Below are 21,642 nucleotides of genomic sequence, written 5' to 3'. Positions count from 1 at the left end.
ACCACGGCGTGAGGTGGGCTTTTTCCCTATCCGCTGCTGGGACTGCTGCTCGGACTGGGACTCTTACTGGGACTCGGACTACTGGTGCTCTTGCCACTACTACCGCTGCCGCTCTTGCTCTTGTCGGCGGCGGCCTGCGCGTCCTCGGCCCGCTGCAGCGCGGACTGGAGATCCTTCTGCGCCTGCCCGTACGCCTCCCAGTCGCCCTTCTTCAACGCCTGTTGCCCGGCGTCGAATGCCTTCTGGGCGTCGGTCAACGCGGCCTGGACCGTGGGGTTGCTGGATGTCGGTGGAGTGGTGGTCTCGTCCGGTGGCGGAGTCGTGGTGCTCTCCGCCCCGAAGACCTTGTTCAACCCCTCGTCCAGGGTGTCCTCGAAGGCGGTCTTGTTCCCGTAGGCCACCAACACCTTGCGCAGGAGCGGGTACTTGAGTCCACCACCGCGTACGTAGACGGGCTCCACGTACAGCAGTCCTCCGTCGAGCGGCACCGTCAGCAGGTTGCCGTACTCGATGTCGGAGTCGCCGCCCTTGAGCAGCTTGATGGATTCCGCGATGTCCTGTTGGGAGTTGAAGGCGCTCTGCACCTGTTTAGGCCCGCCGACGGTCGTGCTGGTCGGCAGCTTCAGGATTCTGATCTTGCCGTAGTCCGGGGTGCCGGCCTCGGAGTCGACGGCCATGAAGGCGCTGAGGTTGTCTCTGCCGTTCGGTGTGAACGTCGTCGTCAACGAGAAGGCCTGCGCGGACTGGTCCGGCATCTTCATGCTCAAGTAGTACGGCGGCACCGCGCTGTTGGACTGGTTCGTCGGGTCGTTCGGGACCTGCCACACCTCGCTGCCGCTGAGGAACGTCTGCGCGTCCGTCACGTGGTAGCGGGTGAGGAGTTCGCGCTGGACCTTGAACAGGTCCTGCGGGTACCGGAGATGGGCCATCAGCGAGGACGAGATGTCCTTCTTGGGCTCGACCGTGTTCGGGAACGCCTTCATCCAGGTCTTCAGGACCGGGTCCTCAGTGTCCCACTGGTAGAGCTTGACGGCACCGGTGTACGCGTCGACGGTCGCCTTCACCGAGTTGCGGATGTAGTTGACCTGGTTCTGCTGGGCCACCACCGCGCGGTTGTTGTTGGTCGCCGTCAGCGAGTCCGCCGTGGTGTCCCCGAGGGTCGTACGCGAGGCGTACGGGTATCCGTTGCTCGTCGTGTACGCGTCGACGATCCACTGGATACGGCCGTCCACGACCGCCGGGTAGGCGTCACCGTCGATGGTCAGCCAGGGCGCCACCGCCTCGACGCGCTCCTTGGGCGTGCGGTTGTACAGGATCCGCGAACCCTCGCCGATCGCACCGGAGTACAGGATCTGCGGCTCGTTGAACGCCACCGCGTACGCGGCCCGGTTGAGCGGGTTGGAGAGGTTGACCCCGCTCTTGCCGGTGTAGCTGGTGGTCTTCTCGCCGCTGTCGTCGGAGTAGTCGATCTCCTTCTGGGGACCGCCGACGATCGAGTACGTGGTGGTCTTCTCGCCGTAGTAGATCTGCTGCTCGTACGTCCCGAGGTCACCCGTGGACGGCAGATCGGACTCGGTGAAGACCGGGCGGCCCTCGGAGTCGACCTCGGTGCCCTTGGCGGCGACCACTCCGTAGCCATGGGTGTAGCGGAAGTGGTCGTTGATCCAGTTGTTCTTCGGAATGCCGTTGAGGTTCAGCTCACGCAGACCGATGACCGTGTCCTGGTCCTTGCCGTCCTCGCTGTAGCGGTCGACATCCAGGTTGGTCGGGAACGCGTAGTAGTTCCTGATCTGCTGGAGCTGCTGGAACGTGGGCGACACGACGTTCGGGTCCACGATCCGGATGCTCGCCGTGGAGTCGACGTCGGAGCGCAGCTTGGTCTTGTCCTTGGTGGTGCTCGTCCCCGAGTACTCCGTGACCTTGGTGTCGTCGATGCCGTAGGCCTCGCGCGTCGCCTTGAGGTTCTTCTGGACGTACGGGGCTTCCTTGGCCTGCTCGTTCGGCTGGACCGTGAACTTCTGGACGATCGCCGGGTACAGGCCGCCGATGAGGATCGCGGAGAGCACCATCAGGCCGAAGCCGATGACGGGCAGCTGCCAGGTGCGCCGCCACAGGGTGGCGAAGAACAGCAGCGCGCAGATGACGGCGATGCAGAACAGGATCGTCTTGGCCGGCAGATACGCGTTCGCGTCGACGTATCTCAGGCCCGTCCAGTCACCGGTCGCCTTGAAGTCGCTGGATTTGACCGCGAGTCCGTACCGGTCGAGCCAGTAGGCCACCGCCTTGAGGGCGACGAAGATGCCGAGCAGCACCGACAGATGCCCGGTGGCCGCGGCCGTGGCGCGCGCGCCCGGGCTGGTGATGCGCAGGCCGCCGTACAGGTAGTGCGTCAGCGCGGCGGCGAGCAGCGAGAGGATCGCGGCGGCGAAGCCGAAGCCGAGCAGGAAGCGGTACCAGGGCAGGTCGAACGCGTAGAAGGACACGTCGAGGTGGAACTGCGGGTCCTTCTGGTGGAAGGGCACGCCGTTGACCCACATCAGCCAGACCCGCCACTGACTGGACGCCGAGGCGCCCGCGATCAGCCCGACCAGGGCGGTGATCGCCAGAAGCAGCCACTTCTTGTACGGCGCGATGCCCATCCGGTAGCGGTCGAGGCTCTGCTGCTCCATCGACATCGCGCTGAGCGGCGGGCGCAGGCGGTGCGCCAGCCAGATGTTCACGCCCACCGCGGCCGCCATCAGGAGGCCGAAGACGAAGAACAGTCCGATCTTCGTCGTCAGGGTGGTGGTGAACACGGACGAGTAATGCACCGACCGGTACCAGAGCCAGTCCGTCCAGAAGCCCGCGAACATCGTGAACGCCATGCCGAGTACGGCAAGGACGCCCAGTGTCATGAGCAAAGTCCGGACGCGCCGGGACGGGCGGCCCACTCTGATCCGCGGCCCTGTCGGGCCTCCGCCGCGGTCCGGCATCTGGAAAGCCAAGGTGCGCACCTCGAAGTTCGCTGTTGGTCGCTGTCGTTGCGTCAGGTCCCCGGTGTCGCGGACCTTCCGTAGCCCCGCGTGATCGCGGGCCCACACCTATGCAACTTACTCACCGTTTACTCGGTTCCCGATTCCGGCCATGAACGAGGCAGGATTGTGACCATGTCCAACACTCCCATGGCAGCGAACCCGCTCACCCGGGCCGTACTTGAGATCGACGAGTACGCCTCGGGCCTCGGCTGGGACCAGCCCGCTCGCCTCTTCGCCCTGGTAGACACCGCGCGGCTGCGGGCCCAGGAACCCGGCCTCGCGGCCCAACTCGGCCTGCGGGACGAGCCCGAGACCACCGCTCTCACCCCGATCGAGCAGGAGGAGATTCCGGCCGGAAAGCCGCTGGACGAGTTCCTCGGCACGATCGCCTGGCCCGACGCGGTGGCCGGCTGCGCGCTCACGGTCGAGCGCCTGATGCTGCCGCCGTCCGCCGAGGCCTCCGTCCCGGAGGGCCTGAGCGGGAAGAAGCTCACCCAGTGGGTCGCCCAGCACCCGGACCGCCAGGAGGTCCGGATGACGGTCGCGGTCCTGCGCGACGGCACCCGCGACTCGGCCCTGCGCCTGCGCGAGAAGGACTCCCCCACGGAGGTCCTCACGGGCGGTGCCCTCGTCCCCGGCCTCGCCGAGGCCCTGTCGGCGACCTTCGAGGACTGACAGTCGTCCGCTACGACTCCGGTTCCTTGCCTACGACTCCGGGGGCGCCCTCTGCTTGAGGGCGCCCCCGGAGTCGTAGCGAGGTCTTCTGAGTCGTACGCGAGGTCTTCTTAAGAAGGGGCTTGTTTTAAGAAGAGGCTCGTTCAGCCCTTGGTGCTGCACTTCGGCAGGTCGTCGGTCTTGCCGCTGTTGATCAGCTTCAGGGAGCTGATCGCGTCCTTGATGGTGTTGACCTTGACGAGCCTGAGGCCACCGGGGGTGTCCTTGGCGGCCTCCGCGCAGTTGTCGGCGGGGGTCAGGAAGAACTGGGCGCCCTTGCTGCGCGCGCCGACCGTCTTCATCGAGATGCCGCCGATCGGGCCGACCTTGCCGTCGTCGTCGATCGTGCCGGTGCCGGCGACGAACTTGCCGCCGGTGAGGTCGCCCGGGGTGAGCTTGTCGTAGATGCCGAGCGCGAACATCAGTCCGGCGCTCGGGCCGCCGACGTCGGCGAGCTTGATGTCGATGGTGAACGGGAACGTGTGATCGGTTCCGGCGGAGATACCGACGATGGCGCGCTTCGTGCCGGTGTCGTCGGAGGTCGCGGTGGTGATCGTGATCTTCTTCGCCGCAGTCGCCGTCTTGTTCGCCTTCACGGCGGCGGCCTGCTCCTTGGCGGGCACGATGGTGAACACGACGTTCTCGCCGGGCTTGTGCTTGGTGACCAGCTTCGCGACGTCGTCGGGCTGCTTCACCGTCGTACCGTCGACGGCCTTGATGACGTCACCGGCGTGCAGCTTGCCCTCGGCCGGGGTGCCCTTGACGACCGTCGAGACGATCACCCAGGACTTCACCGGGACGCCCAGCTGCTCCAGGGCGGCGACCTTGGCGCTCTCCTGGGACTGGCTGAACTCCTCGGCGTTCTCCTGGGTCGACTGCTGCTCCGTCTTGCCGTCGGGGTACAGCGTGTCGTGCGGGACGATCTTGTCGTCGTGGGCGAGCCAGCCGTACACAGCCTCGATGAGGTTCATGTTGTAGTCGGCGCTGGTGACGCGGACCGTCGTCATGTTCAGGTGACCGGTCGTCGCGTAGGTCTTTCGCCCGGTGATCTGCAGCACCGGCTCGCCGTCGTGGTCCCCGAGCGTGTTCACCGTCGGGCCCGGCGACATCTCCGCATACGGGACGTTGATGAGGACTCCCGCGCACAGGAGCGCGATCAGCATCAGGGTGGAGGCGAGCATCGTCGCGGTGCGGCGTGGCATGGCACGACAGTACGGGACGCGTCTGTCAGCGCACCGTCAGGGCCGCCTTCCGATCACGTGCCGGAGTGGGACTTCTCCATGGCCTCGCGGAACCGGGCATAGCCGTCCAGTTCCGGGCCGTCGCTCCGCATCCTGCGCGTCCGGTTGGCCCAACTGCCCCACACGCCGGCACCTATCGCAGCCGCCAACGGAATCAACAACCAGGCGAGTGCCGCCATGCCGACCTCCCAACCCCGGATGAGTGACCTCAACTGACTGATCAGCAGATTAGCCAGCCCCACTGACAACGCTCGTGCCCGGGGGACGGTTACGCAACCGGAGGGCGGGTGAGAAGCCGATCAGAGGTCGGTGAGAAGTCGGTGAGCTGTCGTCAGCAGGCGCCGACCCACTCCTCGGTGCCGTCCGAGAACTTCTGGTGCTTCCAGATCGGTACCTTGTGCTTCAGGTCGTCGATCAGCTTCCGGCACGCCTCGAAGGCCTCACCCCGGTGCGGACACGACACGCCGACGACGACCGCGAGGTCCCCGATGCCGAGATCCCCCACACGGTGGACGGCGGCCAGCGCCCGCACCGGATACTCCGCGACGACCTTCTCGGCGACGCGCCGCATCTCGTCCTCGGCACTGGGGTGGCAGGAGTACCCCAGCTCGTCGACGTCGACGCCGCCGTCGTGATTGCGCACGGTCCCTACGAAGAGGGCCATCCCACCGGCCGCGTCGTCCCCCACGGCCCGGAAGACCTCGTCCACGGAGAGCGGCGTCTCCCGGATCCCGATCAGCTTGATGGGATCCTGCGCGGCCTGCTCACCGGGATGGTCGATCGTGGGTGCCATACCTCCATCGTGCCGCACCTCGCGGACAGCGAGGAATAGCACTTTCACCAAGCACGCGCGTGTGGGGACTTGGAGCCTTCTACAGGAACACGATTTACGGGAGCCAGTTCGGGGTGTCCCGGAAGGGCCCACCCGTCAGATCCGCCGCCGTGCCTTCCGCGCCCGCCGTACGACCGCCGCCGCGCCCAGCAGCGCGACCGTCGCGCCCGCCGCACCCGCCGCCGTCGCGTCCTTGCGGCCGAGCCGTCGTCCGACGACCGTGTGCCGCCCGGAGACCTCCTCCAGCAGCTCCGCGAGCACTTCCTCGTTGGTCCACTGCGGCCGCCAGCCTGCGTCGTGCAGCCGGCTCCCGCTCACCACCCAGGGGTACATCGTGTACGCCAGGTCGCCCGCCGGGGACGGAGTGAGGCCGATCCGGTGCAGCCGGGCCGCCGCGCCGAGCGCGACCGCGGACGGCAGCTCCATGCGGCGGATCCCGCTGAGCTCCTCGACCTCCTCCTGCTCCAGCCAGCCGTCGCAGCCGACGGCCAGCTCGCCCTCGACCTTCTCCAGGACGGCGTACTCCAGGGCACTGCACAGGTCCTCGACGTGGCAGAACTGCCAGGCGGGCCGCGACCCGGCCACCACCAGCAGCCGGGGCGACTCGAAGTACCTGGTCAGCGCGGTGTCAGTGCCTCCGACGAGTACTCCGGGGCGGACGACGGTGACATTGAGACCGGGATGCGCCCGGGGTGCACGCCGTGCGAGGCGCTCGACCTCCAGGAGGTCGCCGACGCCGGTGGCCTCCGCGGTGGCGCGCAGTTCGGCGTCCTCCGAGAGCGGCAGTTCGTTGTCGGGCAGCGCTCCGTAGACCATCGCCGAGGTGCACAGCACGACTCGGTGGACCCCGGCGGCCGCGGCGGCGGTGAGCACGGTCTGCGTCCCCCGCACGTTGTACGCCGAACGGGCGGCCGGGTCGGTCTCCAGATCGAGGTCCAGCGCCAGATGGACGACGACGTCCGCACCGCGCAGCTTCTCCGCGATGGCCGGATCCCGTACGTCGAGGATGTGCCACTGCGCCGCGGCGCACTCGCCGCGCCGCTCGTCGATGGCGATGACCTGCTTGATCTCCTCGGAGGCGGCGAGCCGCTCGGTCAGCATCGCCCCGATCCCGGACGCGGCGCCGGTGACCGCGACGACGGGCCCGCGCACGGCGGGACTGGTTGAGTGGTTTCGCGCTGCGCGAACCTGCGGATCTGGGGAACTCACCGGGCGTCTCCAGCGGTTGTCTTCAGTACGGATGCGCGTGACGCGTCCGGACCAGGTGGCATCCATCCTGCCGCAGGCCGGGTCTCGGCGAAGCACCGAGGCTCGATCGGCCCGCGGTGTCTACGCTGGGTGGTGTTGAAGGGCAGTCGTGCCGTCGGAGAGAACCGGCGGCCTTAACAGCCGAGGAATCCCGTGAGTGACACCCCATTCGGATTCGGCCTTCCGCCGGAGGAGCCGGACGACGGCGACGAGGGCAAGAAGAAGGACCAGGAGAGCGGTGGTGGTCAGGGACCGGCCAACCCGTTCGGTTTCGGCGGCCTGCCAGGTGCCGGTGGCTTTGGCGGCCCCGGTGCGGACAATCCGCTCGCAGCCATGTTCGGCTCGCTGAACCCCAATGACCTGGGCGCCGCGTTCCAGCAGCTGGGCCAGATGCTCTCGTACGAGGGCGGCCCGGTGAACTGGGACATGGCCAAGCAGATCGCCCGCCAGACGGTCTCCCAGGGCACGCAGGACGGCGTGAAGGACGCGAGCATCGGCCCCGCCGACCGCAGCGCGGTCGAGGAGGCCGTGCGGCTGGCGGACCTGTGGCTGGACGACGCGACGTCGCTGCCGTCCGGCGCCGGCACCGCCGTGGCGTGGTCCCGCGCGGAGTGGGTCGAGGCGACCCTGCCCGCGTGGAAGGAGCTCGTGGACCCGGTCGCCGAGCGAGTCGGCGCGGCCATGGGTGACGTCCTGCCGGAGGAGATGCAGGCCATGGCGGGCCCGCTGATCGGCATGATGCGCTCGATGGGCGGCGCCATGTTCGGCACGCAGATCGGGCAGGCCGTGGGCGTGCTCGCGGGCGAGGTCGTCGGCTCGACCGACATCGGTCTGCCGCTCGGCCCGGTCGGCAAGGCCGCGCTGCTGCCGCTGAACATCGAGGCGTTCGGCAAGGACCTGGGCGTCCCCCAGGAGGAGGTGCGGCTCTACCTCGCCCTGCGCGAGGCCGCCCACCAGCGCCTCTTCGCGCACGTGCCGTGGCTGCGCTCGCACCTGTACGGCGCGGTCGACGGGTACGCGCGCGGGATCAAGGTCGACACCGCCAAGCTGGAGGACGTGGTCGGCCAGTTCGACCCGGCGAACCCGGAGCAGCTGCAGGACGCGCTCCAGCAGGGCATGTTCCAGCCGGAGGACACCCCGGAGCAGAAGGCCGCCCTGGCCCGTCTGGAGACGGCTCTGGCGCTCGTCGAGGGCTGGGTCGACGCGGTGGTCCACGCCGCCGCGAAGCCGCGCCTGACGTCCGCCGACGCGCTCCGCGAGACCCTTCGGCGCCGTCGCGCGACGGGCGGTCCCGCCGAGCAGACGTTCGCCACGCTGATCGGCCTGGAGCTGCGCCCGCGCCGGCTGCGCGACGCCTCCCGCCTGTGGGCCTCGCTCACGGACGCGCGCGGTGTCGACGGCCGGGACGGCCTGTGGGCCCACCCGGACATGCTGCCGACGGCCTCCGACCTGGACGACCCGGACGGCTTCGTGCACCGCGAGCAGCTGGACTTCTCCGAGCTGGACAAGATGCTCGGCGAGGCGGCGAGCGGCACCGCGGAGAAGCCGAACCTGAAGAAGGACGAGAACTCCGAGGACGACGACACCGAGTGAGCCTGTACGACGACGCGGTCCTCGTACTGAAGAGCTACGAGGACCAGACGGACCTGCGCCAGGCCTACCTGGACCACCTGGCCGCCCACCCGGACGCCATGTGGAAGTCCTGCCACGCCGGGCATGTGACGGCGAGCGCCCTGGTGATCGACCCGGAGCACGGCAGGGTCCTACTCACCCTGCACAAGAAGCTGCGGATGTGGCTCCAGATGGGCGGCCACTGCGAGCCGGAGGACACCTCCCTGCAGGCCGCGGCCCTGCGCGAGGCCACGGAGGAGTCCGGCATCACCGGACTGACCCTCCTGCCGGGCGGCCCGGTCCGCCTCGACCTCCATCGCATCCCGGCACCGTGCCACTTCCACTACGACGTCCAGTACACGGTGCTGGCACCCCCCGGCGCCGTCCAGGAGATCAGCGACGAGTCCCTCGACCTGCGCTGGTTCCCGTACGACGAGGTACCGGCCGTAGCGGACGATTCGGTGCTACGGCTGCTGGAGGCGACGCGCGCCAGGCTCTGAGCGGGCGGGGTGTGGCAAGCGCTGAACGTGTAAGGGGCGCCCGCAGTGGCGGGCGCCCCTTACGTTGGTTTTCCGGACGCTCAGCTCCAGGCGTTGCCCTGGTTCTGTGCGTGCGCGCCGTGCTGGCCCATGCCGAACTGGGCGGCGACGCCCTGGCCGATCGCGGCGTTCTGCGGCGGCAGGAGTTCGCTGGGCTGGACGAGCGCGTAGCCGCTGCCCATGAAGCTCAGCTCCCAGCCCTCGCCTGTGTTGCCGCGACGCCGCCACACGCCCGAGGAGTGCGTCTGGGCCTGCATCTGGACGCGCAGGCCGGTGGACCAGGCGACGATCGCGTCGGCGTCGCAGTTGACGTACTTGTCGGGCGTGACCTGCATCATCAGGGGCGCGCCCGAGGTCATCAGGGCGACCTTGCCGCGGCCGGTGATGTTGAGCTGGTACTTCCCCGAGCCGGAGATGCCGTACTGGCTGTCCACGGCGATGACCTCGTGGTGCAGCGAGGAGTCCATCGCGAGGACGTAGCTGCTGTCGACGGTCAGGCCGTCCTGTTCCACATCCACTACGTGGATGTGCTGGGCGAGGTTGGCGAGGAAGACCGTGCCCTGCCCGTGGCAGCGCATCAGGCTGAGGCCCTCGCCGGTGGCCGCACGCGCGTAGGCCTGCTGGGTGTTCTGGTACTCGGCGTCGAACTCGACGAGCCCCTGGTAGGCGACCATCGTGCCCTTGCGGGCGAGGATGTCGTCGTGGCCCTCCAGGACGATGCGCAGCATCTGCTTGTTCTGGAGGCTGTAGCGGTCCTGGGACTGCGAGTCGTTGAACGCGAAAAGCGGGCTCTGCATGGTGTCGTGTTCCCCCCTCAGCCCCGGAACCGGAGACGGTCGGTGCTGTCCTCGCTGGGCTGGACGACGACGATGCCCGTCCCGGAGAAGGCCATCTGGTAGGCCTCGCCGCTGCCGCGGCCGATCAGCGACTGCGCCTTGAAGCTGCGCTTGCCCTTCACCTTGAGGTTCGGGGACCAGGCGACGAGCGCGTCGGGGTCGACGTACGTCTCGTCCTCGCCGCCGCCGCAGTCGACGACGATCGGCTTGCCGCGGGAGGTCAGCGCGACCCAGCCTTGGCCGGTGATCTTGGTGTTCCACAGGCCCTGGCCGGCGAACTTCGCCAGCCCCTTGACGCGCTCCACGCCCCAGGTGAGGTGGGCGTCGAAGGCGAGCAGGTTGGTGGCGTTGACAGAGATCCCGTCGCCGTTGAGGTTGATCACGACGACGTCCGCGCCGTAGTCGGCGAGGTAGAGCAGTCCGTCGCCGGAGCACTTCATCAGGGGCGCGCCCTCGCCGGTCATCCAGTCACGCGCGATCTGGCGCACGGCCGGCGGGTTGGGCTCGTACTGGATGAAGCCCTCGTAGGCGATCATCGAGCCCACGCGCGCGAAGAGGTCGCTTCCGGTCTGCATGGCGACCTTCAGCATGTTGTTGCCGTGGTTCTCCATGCGGGCGGAGACGGGTGCGGGGGCGTAGCCCGCGAGCGGCTGGTTCATGACGGGCTCCCTCAGACCTCGTACGGCTGGACGACGATGAAGTTTCCGGGGGCGGCCCGGAACTGCAGGTTGACGCTCTCCCCGGTGTCGCCCGGATAGGCGTTGCGACGCATCCGGACCTGGCTGGAGACGATCACCTGGGCGGCGGCGGACCAGGCGACGACCGCGTTGCAGTCGGCGAACGTGGTCGGCGTGACCGGCAGGACGACGGGCTCGCCGTGGGTCTTCACGACGACGGTGCCGGTCCCCTGGAACTGCATCGTGAACAGCGCGCCCCCGGGGATGCCGTGTCCCTCGATGCGTCTGACCTCGTACTGGAGGCTCTCGTCGAAGGCGAGGACGTTCTCGGCGGAGACGCAGATCGCATCCCCCTGGAGCTCAACGGGGTGCAGGTTGGTCGAGTTCTCGGCGAGGAACACCTGGCCCTGGCCCGTGCAGCGCATCAGCTGCATCTCCTGGCCGGTCGCGTTGCCCACGAGTCGCCCGGCGAACCCGGCGCCCTTGTAGCCGAAGTCGACCTTGCCCTGGTAGAGCACCATGCTGCCCTGGCGGGCGAGCACGGGCTGGCCGCCGATGCCGAGGTCGACGCGGACGAGCTTCTTGTTCTGCTGCGTCCAGCGCTGCCCGGTGGGCGTCTCCTTGAACTTCTCCAGCGCGGCCGACACACCGGCGCCCTGGGGAGCGCCCGACGGCACTCCGTAGGCGGCTGCCTGCCCCGGGACCTGCCCGAAAGCGGGCGGCTGCTGCCCGTAGCCGGGAGGCACGGGCGGCTGGCCGTAGCCAGGGGGCGGAGTCGGCTGACCGTAGCCGGGCGGCGGGCCCGGCGCGTGCGGAGCCTGGGGCTGCGCGTAGCCGGGCGGCGGAGGCGGGCTCTGACCGGGGGCCTGCTGTCCGTACGGCGCCTGCGGCTGGCCGTAGGGCGCGGGCACGGGACCCGGGGGCGGCACGGTGCCCGCCCCGGGCGGGGTCATAGGCGCGATGATGGTCGGCGCGGCATGCACGGAGGGCACGGGCGCCGGCGGGGGTGTGTACCCCTGCGCGACGGGCTGGGGGGCCGGGGCGGGTGCCGGGGCCGCGGGGGCGCCGAACGCGGGCGGGGCGAAGCCGGGGGCGGCACCGGACTGCGGCGGCGCGGGCTGCGCCTGCTGCGGCTCGGGCGTCTCCTCCTCGGCGACCTCGCCGCCGAAGTTCTTCAGCAGCGCTTCGAGGCCGCCGTCGAAGCCCTGGCCGACGGCCGCGAACCGCCAGACGTCCTTCAGGTAGAAGTCACCCAGCATCACGGCCCGCTCGGTGGTGAACTCCGAACCGTTGAACGAGTAGCGGGCCACCTCCTCGCCGCCCGCGACGATCCGGACGTACCCGGGGGCGATCTGCGACATCTGCCCGGCGCCGTCGAGTGTCGCCGTGAACGCGAGCTTGTGGATCTGCGGCGGGATCTTGTCGAGCGTGACCCGGAAGGACTCCGAGTCGCCCGCCTGGGTACCCAGGAGCTGGATGGACTCCTCGGGGGACTTCGGCTGGTTGAAGAACACGAAGTACCGGTCGTCCGAGAGCCGTTCCTCGGCGTCGAGGCCGAAGCAGCTGATGTCGAACGTCAGTCCGGGGCCCGTGATCTGCACACCTACGTACAGATCCGTGCCCGCGGTGAGGTCACTGATCTTGGCCTTGTGGCCGCGTTGGAATTCCCTGGCCATGCGTAACGACCGTCCCCCATCCCGATGCAAGTGAGTCGCGCCAGGCTAACGGCAATCACTGACACCGGAGGAAGTCGGTACAGACCCGGTACACAATCCCCCACAAGAGGGCCTCACTCGTCGCGGGCGCCCGGCGGATTAGGCAGCCGCTCGGCCGCGACCACGCCTTCGAGGTAGCCCTTGGCCCGCTCGGTGCGCGGATACGCCTCCAGGAGCCGCCAGAACCGCGGCCCGTGTCCGGGCACCAGGAGATGCGCCAGCTCGTGCAGCAGCACGTAGTCGACGACGTACTCGGGCATGCCCTGCAGCCGGTGCGAGAGGCGGATGCTGCCCTCGGAGGGCGTGCAGGAGCCCCAGCGCGTGTTCTGGTTGGTCACCCAGCGCACGGAGGTGGGCCGGGCGCGGCCGTCGAAGTACTGGGCCGACAGTCGCTCGGCGCGCTCGGACAGCTCGGCGTCACCCAGCACGCGTTTGCTTTCCTGGGCGGCCAGCTTGTCGAGCATGACGGTGACCCAGCGCTTCTCCTCCGCCTCGGACATGCGGGCGGGGATGAGCACGACGGTGCGATCGCCCTCGCGGTACGCGGAGACAGTTCTGCGCCGACGCGCACTCCTGCGGACCTCGATCGCGCTCGCCCCCGAGCCGCTTGGCGGCTGGCTCGTCGTACTGCGCTGTGGTTTTCCGGCGCTGTGCAGTGGGTCGGCGGGCACGCCACGACGTTACCCTCTGCACACGCGGGAAGTCCCGACTCCGGGGCGGTTTCGGTATCGATCCGCCACCAAGCGTTTGATTTGTACGACGAATCCCACAGCCTGTGGACAACTTTCTGCACCCGACGCCCGGGCCGGGCAGGCTGGCATCGCAGGCGGAGCACCGACCGGATCCGCCGGCACACGGGACGTACTTCCTAGGGCTACGGGGGCCTGTCATGCATCCGATGGTGAAGCCCGCGCTGCGGCGCGGCTGGCGCGATCTCCACACCGTGCAGTTCGGGATGACACCGGCGCACGCCATGACTTTGGGCCCGATGGACACGGCGACGGGCAGTTTCCTGGACCTGCTCAACGGCACCCGCGGACTGCCCCTCCTGCGTGAGGAGGGGCAGCGGATGGATCTGCCCGAGGGCCAGGTGGACCAGCTGGTGGAGGGGCTGACGCACGCGGGTCTGCTCGACGACGCGAAGGGCGGCGGGCCCGCGGCCGATGCCCTCCGCGCGAAGTCGGACGTCCTCGACCGGCTGCGCCCGGACCTCGCGTCGCTCTCCCTGATCACCGGCGAGCCGGGCGAGTCGATGGGCCGTCTGGCGGCGCGTCGCGAACTGCGGGTACAGGTGAGAGGCGCGGGCAGAGTGGGCGCGGTGCTGGCCACGCTGTTGTCGGGCGCGGGGATCGGCGAGGTCGACGTGCGCGACGGTGGTAACACCGAGCCCTGGGACGTCGCTCCGGGCGGGCTGCCCGCGGAGGCGGTCGGCGAACGCAGGGACGAGGCGGCGCGCCGCGCGGTACGCCGGGCGGCACCGGACCGCCCGCCCCGCCGGACCTCGCGGGCCGCGGCGGAGGAGAGCGACCCGGGTTACTCCCTGGTGATCCTCGCCCCGCGCGACGACGTCGCCGTGCACGCGCCCGACCCGGCCGCCGCCACCGGTCTGATCGTCTCGGGGACCCCTCATCTGTACGCCGGTGTCGTGGAGGGCACGGGAGTCGTGGGCCCGCTGGTCCTGCCCGGCGAGACGCCCTGCGCGGGCTGCCTGCACCACGCGCGCACCGACCGTGATCCGACCTGGCCGCGTCTGGTCGCGCAGTGGCGCTCCGGCAGGCAGCCGCAGGTGCGGCCCTGCGACCTGACGCTGGCCACGACCGTCGCCGGGCTGGCGGCCGCGCACGCGCTGACCTTCCTGGACGGGCGGTCGCCGTCGAGCGCGGGCGCGCGGTGGGAGGTCTCGCTGCCCGGTCTGGACTGGCACGCGCGACCGGTCTGGGCGCATTCCGGCTGCCCGTGCGGAGCCGCGGAGAAGGGTACGAAGAAAGGTAAGGAGGGACACACCTCTACGGACGAGGATCGACACGCGACAATGGGAGGGGACCGGCCGTCGAGGGATGTGCGCCGTAAGGCAGACTCGGCCCGGCCGGCCGGGACTTGGAGGGCGCATGTCTGATCTTCCCCGCAAGGCGGTCACCCGCACCGCCAAGCTCGCCGCGCTCCCGCTCGGCTTCGCCGGGCGAGCGACGTGGGGGCTCGGGAAACGGATCGTGGGCGAGTCCGCGGAGATCGTCGGCCGCGAGCTGCAACAGCGCACGGCGGAGCAGCTGTTCAAGGTGCTCGGCGAGCTCAAGGGCGGTGCGATGAAGTTCGGGCAGGCGCTGTCCGTCTTCGAGTCGGCGCTGCCCGAGGAGGTCGCCGGTCCCTACCGTGCCGCGCTGACCAAGCTCCAGGAGGCCGCGCCGCCGATGCCGACGCGCACCGTCCACGGTGTGCTGACGGAGCGGCTCGGCGAGGACTGGCGCGAGCTGTTCCTGGAGTTCGAGGACAAGCCCTCGGCCGCCGCGTCGATCGGCCAGGTGCACCGGGCGGTGTGGCACGACGGCCGCGAGGTCGCGGTCAAGGTGCAGTACCCGGGCGCCGGCGAGGCCCTCCTGTCCGACCTGACCCAACTGAGCCGATTCGCCCGCCTGTTGGGCCCGCTCATCCCCGGGATGGACATCAAGCCCCTCATCGCCGAGCTCCGCGACCGGGTCTCCGAGGAGCTGGACTACGGCCTGGAGGCACAGGCCCAGCAGGCGCACGCGGAGGAGTTCGAGGGCGACCCGGATGTCATGGTGCCCGCCGTGGTCCACCAGTGCGACCAGGTCCTGGTCACCGAGTGGATCGACGGGATCCCGCTGTCGGAGGTGATCGCCGACGGCACCCAGGAGCAGCGCGACCGGGCAGGCCAGCTCCTGGCCCGCTTCCTCTTCTCCGGCCCGGCCCGCACGGGTCTCCTCCACGCGGACCCGCATCCGGGCAACTTCCGTCTGCTGCCCGCCGATCCGGACGGCAAGGGCGACTGGCGGCTGGGTGTCCTGGACTTCGGCACGGTCGACCGCCTCCCCGGCGGTCTGCCGACGCCCATCGGCGACTCCCTGCGCATGACGCTCGACGGCGACGCCGAGGGGGTCTACGAGCTGCTGCGCACGGAGGGCTTCGTCAAGGAGTCGATAGAGCTGGACCCCGACGCCGTCCTCGACTACCTCGTGCCGATCATCGAGCCGGCCCAGGTCGACGCGTTCACCTTCAGCCGCGGCTGGATGCGCAGCCAAGCCGCCCGTATCGCCGACCCCCGCTCCCCCGCCCACCAGTTGGGCAAGCAGCTCAATCTGCCTCCGGCGTATCTCCTGATACACCGGGTGACATTGAGCACAATCGGCGTCCTGTGTCAGCTGGGCGCGACAGTGCGGCTGCGCGATGAGCTGGAGGAGTGGCTGCCGGGGTTCGTACCGGAGGACCCGGACGCATACGAGGAGTACCTGGACGAGGAGGACCCCGCGGCGGAGGCGTGAGTCGAGCCGCGGACGGCGCGAGCCGGGTCGGTGGTGACGCGCGTGCGGCCTACCACCAGGCCGAGTCCAGCCGTCCCTCGATCGCCCTGAGGTTCTCCCTGGCGCAGGTGTCGCAGAAGTAGTGCCGGGTTCCGTGCTCCACGGAGCAGGTCCAGGTGGGCTGCGGGTCTTCGGACCTGGTGCCGCAGCGGGCGCACACGACGGACCACGGTTCCGCGGTGGAGGCGCCGGTGTCACTGCCTCCGGGAAGACTCGTCACGCGGCGACGATATCTCCCGGCAGGGGATCGGCTGGCGGAACGCACCGCGGGGCCGGTCCGTTCGGACGGACCGGCCCCGCGGGGGAGCTTTCGCCTCCCGAGGTCGGGAGGCCACCGCTTCAGGTGTGATCGGTTACTGCATGACGGCCATGGCGAGCGCACGGCGGGCGCGCATCGAGGCGCGCTCGGCCCTGCGCTGCATCCGGCGGGCGGTCACCAGGCGCACGGCCCGGCGTTCCCGCTCGGCCTCGTGCAGGCGCTCGTGCATATGCGCACGAGCCAGGGCTTCTGGAATGAGTTGCATCTCTCGGGTCCTGTTCTGGCGCGACTCGGTCGCACCCGGGGTGGTGAAGTCTGGGATCGCGGAGCCCGCGGGCTCGCTGGGAGTGGACGGCTTCATCGGGGCCTGCTTCTTGGGGTCGTGCGTGAGGGGGCGGTCGATCGTTCCGAAGATGTTCATGCCGTGACCGGGTTCTTGCGCGGACGGCCACGCGGCCGCTTGCGGGCCACGACGACACCCTGGACGAAGAGCTCGCCACCCCAGACGCCCCAGGGCTCACGCCGCTCCTTGGCGCCGGCGAGGCAGGCCTCGATCAGCGGGCAGGTGCGGCAGAGGGACTTGGCGTACTCGACATCTGCCGGCGACTCGGCGAAGAAGACCTCCGGGTCGTAGGAACGGCAGGGGACGGGCACGCCCAGGTTCTCGATGGCGTCGTCGAGCGCGGTGAGCGTAGTGAGCGGAGTCAAGGTGGAGTCCTCCGTGAGGCCGGGCGGGGGGATCGTTTCGGAAGGCGGTACGGACGGGGCGTGCGCTTCGAGTTGCACGGTTGTTCTTCCTCGTCTGGTCGGTCCGGCCCTGTTGGGCCGGTTGTCGGCTTGGTACCGGGTTCTTTTCTTGTCCCGAGGCCCCTTCGCTCCGTCGTCCCCGTTCGGGGAAAACAGAAGGGCCGCGGATCCCGGATGGGGTTCCGCGGCCCTGAAGGCGCCGGCCTGATCGATCAGGCTGGATCACTCCAGGGTTCTGGCCCACGGAAGGCCCACATCTGGTGGTGCTGCGTCGTCTGCTTCCGGCTTCCGGCACCGGGTGCAAAGGCATAGGCCTGCGCCTGTGCCCCTACTGCTTCCAGTGCCTTGGTCGGTCGCTCATTGCGCTCACGGACGGGAAGGACCGCGAGAGACAGGGCGGACGCCGGACGGGCGGCAGAAATGCCGGACAGACCGGTGCCCAGGTTCGAAACGCCGAGCATGCACAGGGAGACGACCGAGGGATCGGTCATTTTCACGGTGCTGGTGGAGCTGGCGTTGATGCTGATCACTGGAATCGCCTCCTCTCGGCGTCTCGGGGGACCGGGGGTGAGACCGGTCCTACGGATATGCAAGTACAGCACGGAATCAGGGCCTTCGAGAAGGCCCCCTGTTCCCGTGTCTAAGAACCTATGGGGATTGCTGGGGCATGCGCAAACTATTTTCTCGACGAGTTTGAATCAGTCCTCCGCGACACCCTCCGCAGGCTCCTGACCGCCGCAGATGGCCAGGACATCGGCCCCGTAGCGGTTGAGCTTGCGGACGCCGACGCCGGGGATCCGCGCGAGTTCGCCGTCGTCGTCGGGGACGGTCTCGGCGATGGCCATCAGCGTCTTGTCGGTGAAGACGCAGAAGGCGGGCTGACCGCTGCGCTGCGCCTGGACCTCCCGCCACTCGCGCAACCGCTCGTAGAGGCCCTCGTCCATGTCGGAGGGGCAGTCCTCGCAGCGCATCAGCTTCATCTCACCGGCCTCGGTGAGGGTGCGGCCGCAGACCCGGCAGCGGGCCACGGTGCGCTGCGTCCGGCGCGGCACGGCCTTGGGCGCGCCCGTGAAGCCGCGCTCGATGCCTCCGGGGGCGACCGTGCCGGGTCTGCCCGCGACGCCGGTCGAGCCGGGGCGCAGGCCGTCCAGGAAGCGGCTGGGGCGGCGGTTGGGACGGCCGCCGGGTGAGCGGGAGAGGGCCCAGGAGACGTGGAGCCGCTCTCTGGCGCGGGTGACGCCGACGTAGAGGAGGCGGCGCTCCTCCTCGATCTGTTCGTCGGTCTTCGCGTACGTGATGGGCATCATGCCCTCGGCGATGCCGACCAGGAAGACGACGTCCCACTCCAGGCCCTTGGCCGAGTGCAGGGAGGCGAGGGTGACGCCCTGGACGGTCGGGGCGTGCTGGGCGTTGGCCCGCTCGTCGAGTTCGGCGACCAGGTCGGCGAGGGTGGCACCGGGTTTGGCGGCGGCGAAGTCCTGGGCGAGGTTGACCAGGGCCGCCAGCGACTCCCAGCGCTCTCTGACGGCGCCGGAGCCGGCCGGGGGCTCGGTGGTCCAACCCTCGCCGGAGAGGACGGCACGGACCTGGGAGGGCAGGTCGATGACGTCGTCCAGGAGGGAGTCGTTGCCGCCGAAGCGGGCCGCGCCGCGCAGGGCGATGCCGGCCTTGCGGACCTCGGGGCGGTCGAAGAACCGCTCGGCGCCCCGCAGTTGGTAGGGCACTCCGGCGTCGGCGAGGGCCTGTTCGTAGGTCTCGGACTGGGCGTTCGTGCGGACCAGGATCGCGATCTCGCTCGCCGGGACGCCCGCGTCCATGAGGTCGCGGATGCGGCGGGCGGCGCCCTCGGCTTCGGCGGGCTCGTCGGTGTACTCGGCGTAGACGGGTTCGGGGCCCGCGGAACGCTGGGAGATCAGCTCCAGCCGGTGGTCGGCGGCACGGCCGCGGGCCTGGGAGAGCAGGCCGTTGGCGAGGTGGACGACCTGGGGTGTGGAGCGGTAGTCGCGGACCAGCTTGACGACGGTGGCGCCGGGGTGGCGGGTGCGAAAGTCGAGCAGGTGGTCCGGCGTCGCTCCGGTGAAGGAGTAGATCGTCTGGCTGGCGTCGCCGACGACGCACAGGTTGTCGCGGTCGCCCAGCCACAGCTCCAGGAGGCGCTGCTGGAGCGGGCTGACGTCCTGGTACTCGTCGACCACGAAGTGCTGGTACTGCGAGCGGACCTGTTCGGCGATGTCGTGCCGGTCCTGGAGGACGGCGACGGTGAGCAGCAGGACGTCCTCGAAGTCGATGACCGCGCGGTCGCGCTTGACGTCCTCGTAGGTGGCGTAGAGCTGGGCGATCTCGGCGGGGGCGCGGGGGACGTCGCGGCCCGCCTTGGCCGCCGCGGCCGCGTAGTCGGAGGGAACGGTCTGGGTGACCTTGGACCACTCGATCTCGGCGGTGACGTCCCGCAGTTCGCCGCGGTCGAGGCGGATGCGGCAGGCGGCCGCCGCGTCGGCGACGAGCTGGATCTTGCGGTCGACGAGCCGGGGCATGCCGCCGCCGATCGCTTTCGGCCAGAAGTACTGGAGCTGGCGCAGCGCGGCCGAGTGGAACGTGCGTGCCTGGACTCCGGTGGCGCCGAGCTGGCGCAGCCGGCCGCGCATCTCGCCGGCGGCGCGGTTGGTGAAGGTGACGGCCAGCACGCTGGAGGACTGCAGGATCCCGGCGCGCACTCCGTAGGCGATCCGGTGCGTGATCGCCCGAGTCTTGCCCGTGCCGGCGCCCGCCAGCACGCACACCGGACCGCGCAGGGCGGTGGCCACCTCGCGTTGCTCGGGGTCGAGTCCTTCGAGCACCGCGTCGGCCGAGTCCGGTACCTGCGGGAAGAGGGAGGAGTGCGTTGCTGCTGTCACACGGCCATGCTGCCAGGTCGCCGGAGACAGGTGAGCCGGTTGTCCACAGGGAGGCACCCGCAGTCGTACTAATGCGGCAGGCGTCACGTGCCGCATGCCGCCCCCGGCGGGAATTGCGGCCGTGTCGCGTACGTTCCCTCCACTGCGAGGACCCATCCCCCGAGCTGTTGAGGAGCGCGAGAGAATGTCGGGCACTGTGACGATGTACAGCACCACGTGGTGCGGTTACTGCCGTCGGCTGAAGAGCCAGATGGACCGCGAGGGAATCGCGTACAACGAGATCAACATCGAGCAGGACCCGGCTTCGGCGGCCTTCGTCGAGAAGGCGAATGGCGGGAATCAGACGGTGCCCACCGTTCTGGTGGTTCCCTCCCAGGGCGGCTCCGAGGTCGTCATGACGAACCCGAGCCTCGCCCAGGTGAAGCAGGCGCTCGGCGCCTGATCGACGGTCGGCGCACACAGCTCCGAAGAGGGCGGCCCTTGATGTCAGGGGCCGCCCTCTTTGTCGTCGTCCTCACGCGGCCGGACTGTCCCCCACGACCACGTAGCGCCACAGCAGCCGACGCCGGAACCGAGCACCGAGCAACAGGCACCGGACGGGGCGGCAGTGGACGTCGTGGTTCCAGTACGGGTCGGTCATCCGCACCCCACTCATCCGCGCCCCGCCAGCCGGCCTCCGGTTGGCTCAGACGAAGGTTCGCGTCGGCAGCGGCTTGCCGTACCAGAGCTCGATCAGGCGGGCCGCGATCGAGATGCCGTACGGGGGCAGCACCTCTTCGGACTCGAAGGCGGCGCGCAGTTCCTCGCGGGAGAACCAGCGGGCCTCGTGGATCTCGTCGCCGTCGACGTTGATGTCGGTCGAGGTGGCGCGGGCCATGAAGCCCAGCATGAGGCTGGACGGGAAGGGCCAGGGCTGGCTGGCGACGTACTCGACGTGGCCGACGGTGATGCCGGCCTCCTCGAAGACCTCGCGGCGCACCGACTGCTCGATGGACTCGCCGGGCTCCACGAAGCCGGCGAGCGTCGAGAAGCGGCCCTCGGGCCAGTGGACCTGGCGGCCGAGCAGGATGCGGTCCTCCTCGTCGGTGACGGCCATGATCACGGCGGGGTCGGTGCGCGGGTAGTGCTCCGCGCCGCAGGCCGGGCAGCGGCGGATGTGGCCGGCCGCGGCGATCACCGTGCGCTCGCCGCAGCGGGAGCAGAAGCGGTGCAGGCGCTGCCAGTTCTCCAGAGCGACCGCGTGCACCATCAGGCCCACGTCCCGGGGTGACAGCAGCAGGCCCGCCTCTCGCAGGCCTGCGGCCCGCGCGGACTGGTCGATACGGCCGGGCAGGGCGTCCTTCTGGAGGGCGAAGTAGCTGACGCCGTCGTCGTCGGTGCCCAGGAAGTAGCGGTGCGCCTCGGTGAGGGGGGCCTCGAAGGACGGGGTCATGACGAGTTCGGTGTTGCCGTCGGGTGTCTCGTCGATGAGGACCTGGCCGCCGGAGACCACGAAGCAGCGGGTGGTGGGGTGGCTCCACGCCGCGGCGAGCCAGGCCTCGTCGAGCCGGTGGTGGGCGGCTCGGTCGATGCCGCTCGGGGCGGTGAGCGAGATGGGTCGGTCGGCTGTGTGGTCGGTCCAGGTGGTCACGGGTGCTTCCAACTCCCCCGGCAATGCGGATTGTTTCGGCGGGCGGTTCAGCGGGACATACGGCAGGAGGCGACCGGGTCCGGCGGGGACGGGGTGTGCGGGGCGGTTCTTCCAGTGTGCCTCGCGCGCGTGGCCGTTCCGGTCGCGCG

The 21,642-nt window shown here is 69.8% G+C and carries 22 protein-coding genes; 6 read left to right on the top strand and 16 right to left on the bottom strand.

What is annotated here, in order from left to right; translation table 11 throughout:
• Window positions 1–26: 26 nt before the first annotated feature.
• Window positions 27–2,972, bottom strand: coding sequence for a UPF0182 family protein (locus OG496_RS36780; protein ID WP_405976786.1), 2,946 nt, complete (start codon window positions 2,970–2,972; stop codon window positions 27–29).
• A 174-nt stretch (window positions 2,973–3,146) separates the two neighbouring features.
• Here OG496_RS36780 and OG496_RS36775 point away from each other — a divergent pair, with 174 nt between their 5' ends.
• A complete protein-coding gene (locus OG496_RS36775) occupies window positions 3,147–3,689 on the top strand; it encodes a PPA1309 family protein (RefSeq protein WP_366489750.1) in 543 nt (180 codons plus the stop codon).
• A gap of 143 nt (window positions 3,690–3,832) precedes the next feature.
• On the opposite strand, the gene OG496_RS36770 is transcribed toward OG496_RS36775, so the two are convergent.
• The 4 genes from OG496_RS36770 to OG496_RS36755 all read right to left on the bottom strand — a co-directional run bounded on the left by OG496_RS36770 (window position 3,833) and on the right by OG496_RS36755 (window position 7,010).
• Window positions 3,833–4,930: a PDZ domain-containing protein gene (locus tag OG496_RS36770; protein WP_405973944.1), complete on the bottom strand. Its 1,098-nt coding sequence runs from the start codon at window positions 4,928–4,930 to the stop codon at window positions 3,833–3,835.
• A gap of 53 nt (window positions 4,931–4,983) precedes the next feature.
• Window positions 4,984–5,148, bottom strand: a complete 165-nt coding sequence (locus OG496_RS36765) for a hypothetical protein (protein ID WP_365305160.1) — start codon at window positions 5,146–5,148, stop codon at window positions 4,984–4,986.
• 152 nt (window positions 5,149–5,300) lie between these two features.
• A complete protein-coding gene (locus tag OG496_RS36760; protein ID WP_405973943.1) occupies window positions 5,301–5,762 on the bottom strand; it encodes a molybdenum cofactor biosynthesis protein MoaE in 462 nt (153 codons plus the stop codon).
• Between the two features lie 135 nt (window positions 5,763–5,897).
• Complete coding sequence (locus tag OG496_RS36755) at window positions 5,898–7,010, bottom strand: SDR family oxidoreductase (protein WP_366489747.1); 1,113 nt, start codon at window positions 7,008–7,010, stop codon at window positions 5,898–5,900.
• 192 nt (window positions 7,011–7,202) lie between these two features.
• Between OG496_RS36755 and OG496_RS36750 the strand changes: the two genes are divergently transcribed.
• Together OG496_RS36750 and OG496_RS36745 are read left to right on the top strand one after the other, a co-directional pair.
• Window positions 7,203–8,642 carry a zinc-dependent metalloprotease gene (locus OG496_RS36750; protein WP_399387122.1) on the top strand — a complete coding sequence of 480 codons (1,440 nt, stop codon included), beginning with the start codon at window positions 7,203–7,205 and terminating at the stop codon, window positions 8,640–8,642.
• Entirely contained in the window at window positions 8,639–9,160 is a 522-nt protein-coding gene (locus OG496_RS36745) for an NUDIX hydrolase (protein ID WP_405973942.1), read from the top strand. The genes OG496_RS36750 and OG496_RS36745 overlap by 4 nt, the downstream gene beginning before the upstream one ends.
• A gap of 80 nt (window positions 9,161–9,240) precedes the next feature.
• Here OG496_RS36745 and OG496_RS36740 read toward each other — a convergent pair whose 3' ends face one another.
• The 4 genes from OG496_RS36740 to OG496_RS36725 form a co-directional block, all read right to left on the bottom strand.
• Window positions 9,241–9,996, bottom strand: coding sequence for an AIM24 family protein (locus tag OG496_RS36740; RefSeq protein ID WP_318018716.1), 756 nt, complete (start codon window positions 9,994–9,996; stop codon window positions 9,241–9,243).
• Window positions 9,997–10,013: 17 nt separating this feature from the next.
• Window positions 10,014–10,694 carry an AIM24 family protein gene (locus OG496_RS36735; RefSeq protein WP_329349496.1) on the bottom strand — a complete coding sequence of 227 codons (681 nt, stop codon included), beginning with the start codon at window positions 10,692–10,694 and terminating at the stop codon, window positions 10,014–10,016.
• An 11-nt stretch (window positions 10,695–10,705) separates the two neighbouring features.
• Window positions 10,706–12,388, bottom strand: a complete 1,683-nt coding sequence (locus tag OG496_RS36730; RefSeq protein ID WP_405973941.1) for a TerD family protein — start codon at window positions 12,386–12,388, stop codon at window positions 10,706–10,708.
• A 113-nt stretch (window positions 12,389–12,501) separates the two neighbouring features.
• Complete coding sequence (locus tag OG496_RS36725) at window positions 12,502–13,098, bottom strand: M48 family metallopeptidase (protein WP_262055785.1); 597 nt, start codon at window positions 13,096–13,098, stop codon at window positions 12,502–12,504.
• A gap of 218 nt (window positions 13,099–13,316) precedes the next feature.
• Here OG496_RS36725 and OG496_RS36720 point away from each other — a divergent pair, with 218 nt between their 5' ends.
• Window positions 13,317–14,543: a TOMM precursor leader peptide-binding protein gene (locus OG496_RS36720; RefSeq protein WP_405973940.1), complete on the top strand. Its 1,227-nt coding sequence runs from the start codon at window positions 13,317–13,319 to the stop codon at window positions 14,541–14,543.
• Window positions 14,536–15,924, top strand: a complete 1,389-nt coding sequence (locus OG496_RS36715; protein ID WP_366489741.1) for an AarF/ABC1/UbiB kinase family protein — start codon at window positions 14,536–14,538, stop codon at window positions 15,922–15,924. Before OG496_RS36720 ends, OG496_RS36715 begins: the two co-directional genes overlap by 8 nt.
• 49 nt (window positions 15,925–15,973) lie before the next feature.
• On the opposite strand, the gene OG496_RS36710 is transcribed toward OG496_RS36715, so the two are convergent.
• The 5 genes from OG496_RS36710 to OG496_RS36690 all read right to left on the bottom strand — a co-directional run bounded on the left by OG496_RS36710 (window position 15,974) and on the right by OG496_RS36690 (window position 19,863).
• Entirely contained in the window at window positions 15,974–16,183 is a 210-nt protein-coding gene (locus OG496_RS36710; RefSeq protein WP_405973939.1) for a hypothetical protein, read from the bottom strand.
• Between the two features lie 133 nt (window positions 16,184–16,316).
• Window positions 16,317–16,643: a hypothetical protein gene (locus OG496_RS36705; RefSeq protein WP_366489738.1), complete on the bottom strand. Its 327-nt coding sequence runs from the start codon at window positions 16,641–16,643 to the stop codon at window positions 16,317–16,319.
• A complete protein-coding gene (locus OG496_RS36700; protein ID WP_019058340.1) occupies window positions 16,640–17,008 on the bottom strand; it encodes a WhiB family transcriptional regulator in 369 nt (122 codons plus the stop codon). Before OG496_RS36700 ends, OG496_RS36705 begins: the two co-directional genes overlap by 4 nt.
• A gap of 173 nt (window positions 17,009–17,181) precedes the next feature.
• Window positions 17,182–17,499 carry a hypothetical protein gene (locus tag OG496_RS36695; protein ID WP_399387109.1) on the bottom strand — a complete coding sequence of 106 codons (318 nt, stop codon included), beginning with the start codon at window positions 17,497–17,499 and terminating at the stop codon, window positions 17,182–17,184.
• Between the two features lie 168 nt (window positions 17,500–17,667).
• Entirely contained in the window at window positions 17,668–19,863 is a 2,196-nt protein-coding gene (locus tag OG496_RS36690) for an ATP-dependent DNA helicase UvrD2 (RefSeq protein ID WP_405973938.1), read from the bottom strand.
• Window positions 19,864–20,047: 184 nt separating this feature from the next.
• Here OG496_RS36690 and OG496_RS36685 point away from each other — a divergent pair, with 184 nt between their 5' ends.
• Window positions 20,048–20,305, top strand: a complete 258-nt coding sequence (locus OG496_RS36685) for a mycoredoxin (RefSeq protein WP_318018708.1) — start codon at window positions 20,048–20,050, stop codon at window positions 20,303–20,305.
• Window positions 20,306–20,377: 72 nt separating this feature from the next.
• Here the strand turns inward: OG496_RS36685 and OG496_RS36680 are convergent, their stop codons facing one another.
• Both OG496_RS36680 and nudC read right to left on the bottom strand, forming a co-directional pair.
• Window positions 20,378–20,503 (bottom strand): hypothetical protein, encoded by a 126-nt coding sequence (locus OG496_RS36680; RefSeq protein WP_405973937.1) that lies wholly within the window; start codon window positions 20,501–20,503, stop codon window positions 20,378–20,380.
• A gap of 45 nt (window positions 20,504–20,548) precedes the next feature.
• On the bottom strand, window positions 20,549–21,493 hold the full coding sequence (gene nudC, locus OG496_RS36675) for an NAD(+) diphosphatase (RefSeq protein ID WP_366489735.1): 945 nt from the start codon (window positions 21,491–21,493) through the stop codon (window positions 20,549–20,551).
• Window positions 21,494–21,642: the final 149 nt, after the last annotated feature.

It is taken from the genome of Streptomyces sp. NBC_00988 (genome assembly GCF_045162645.1).
Classification (GTDB): Bacteria; Actinomycetota; Actinomycetes; order Streptomycetales; family Streptomycetaceae; genus Streptomyces.
Note: the sequence above shows the minus strand (reverse complement) of the source record. Positions and strands in the feature narration are given on the sequence as shown.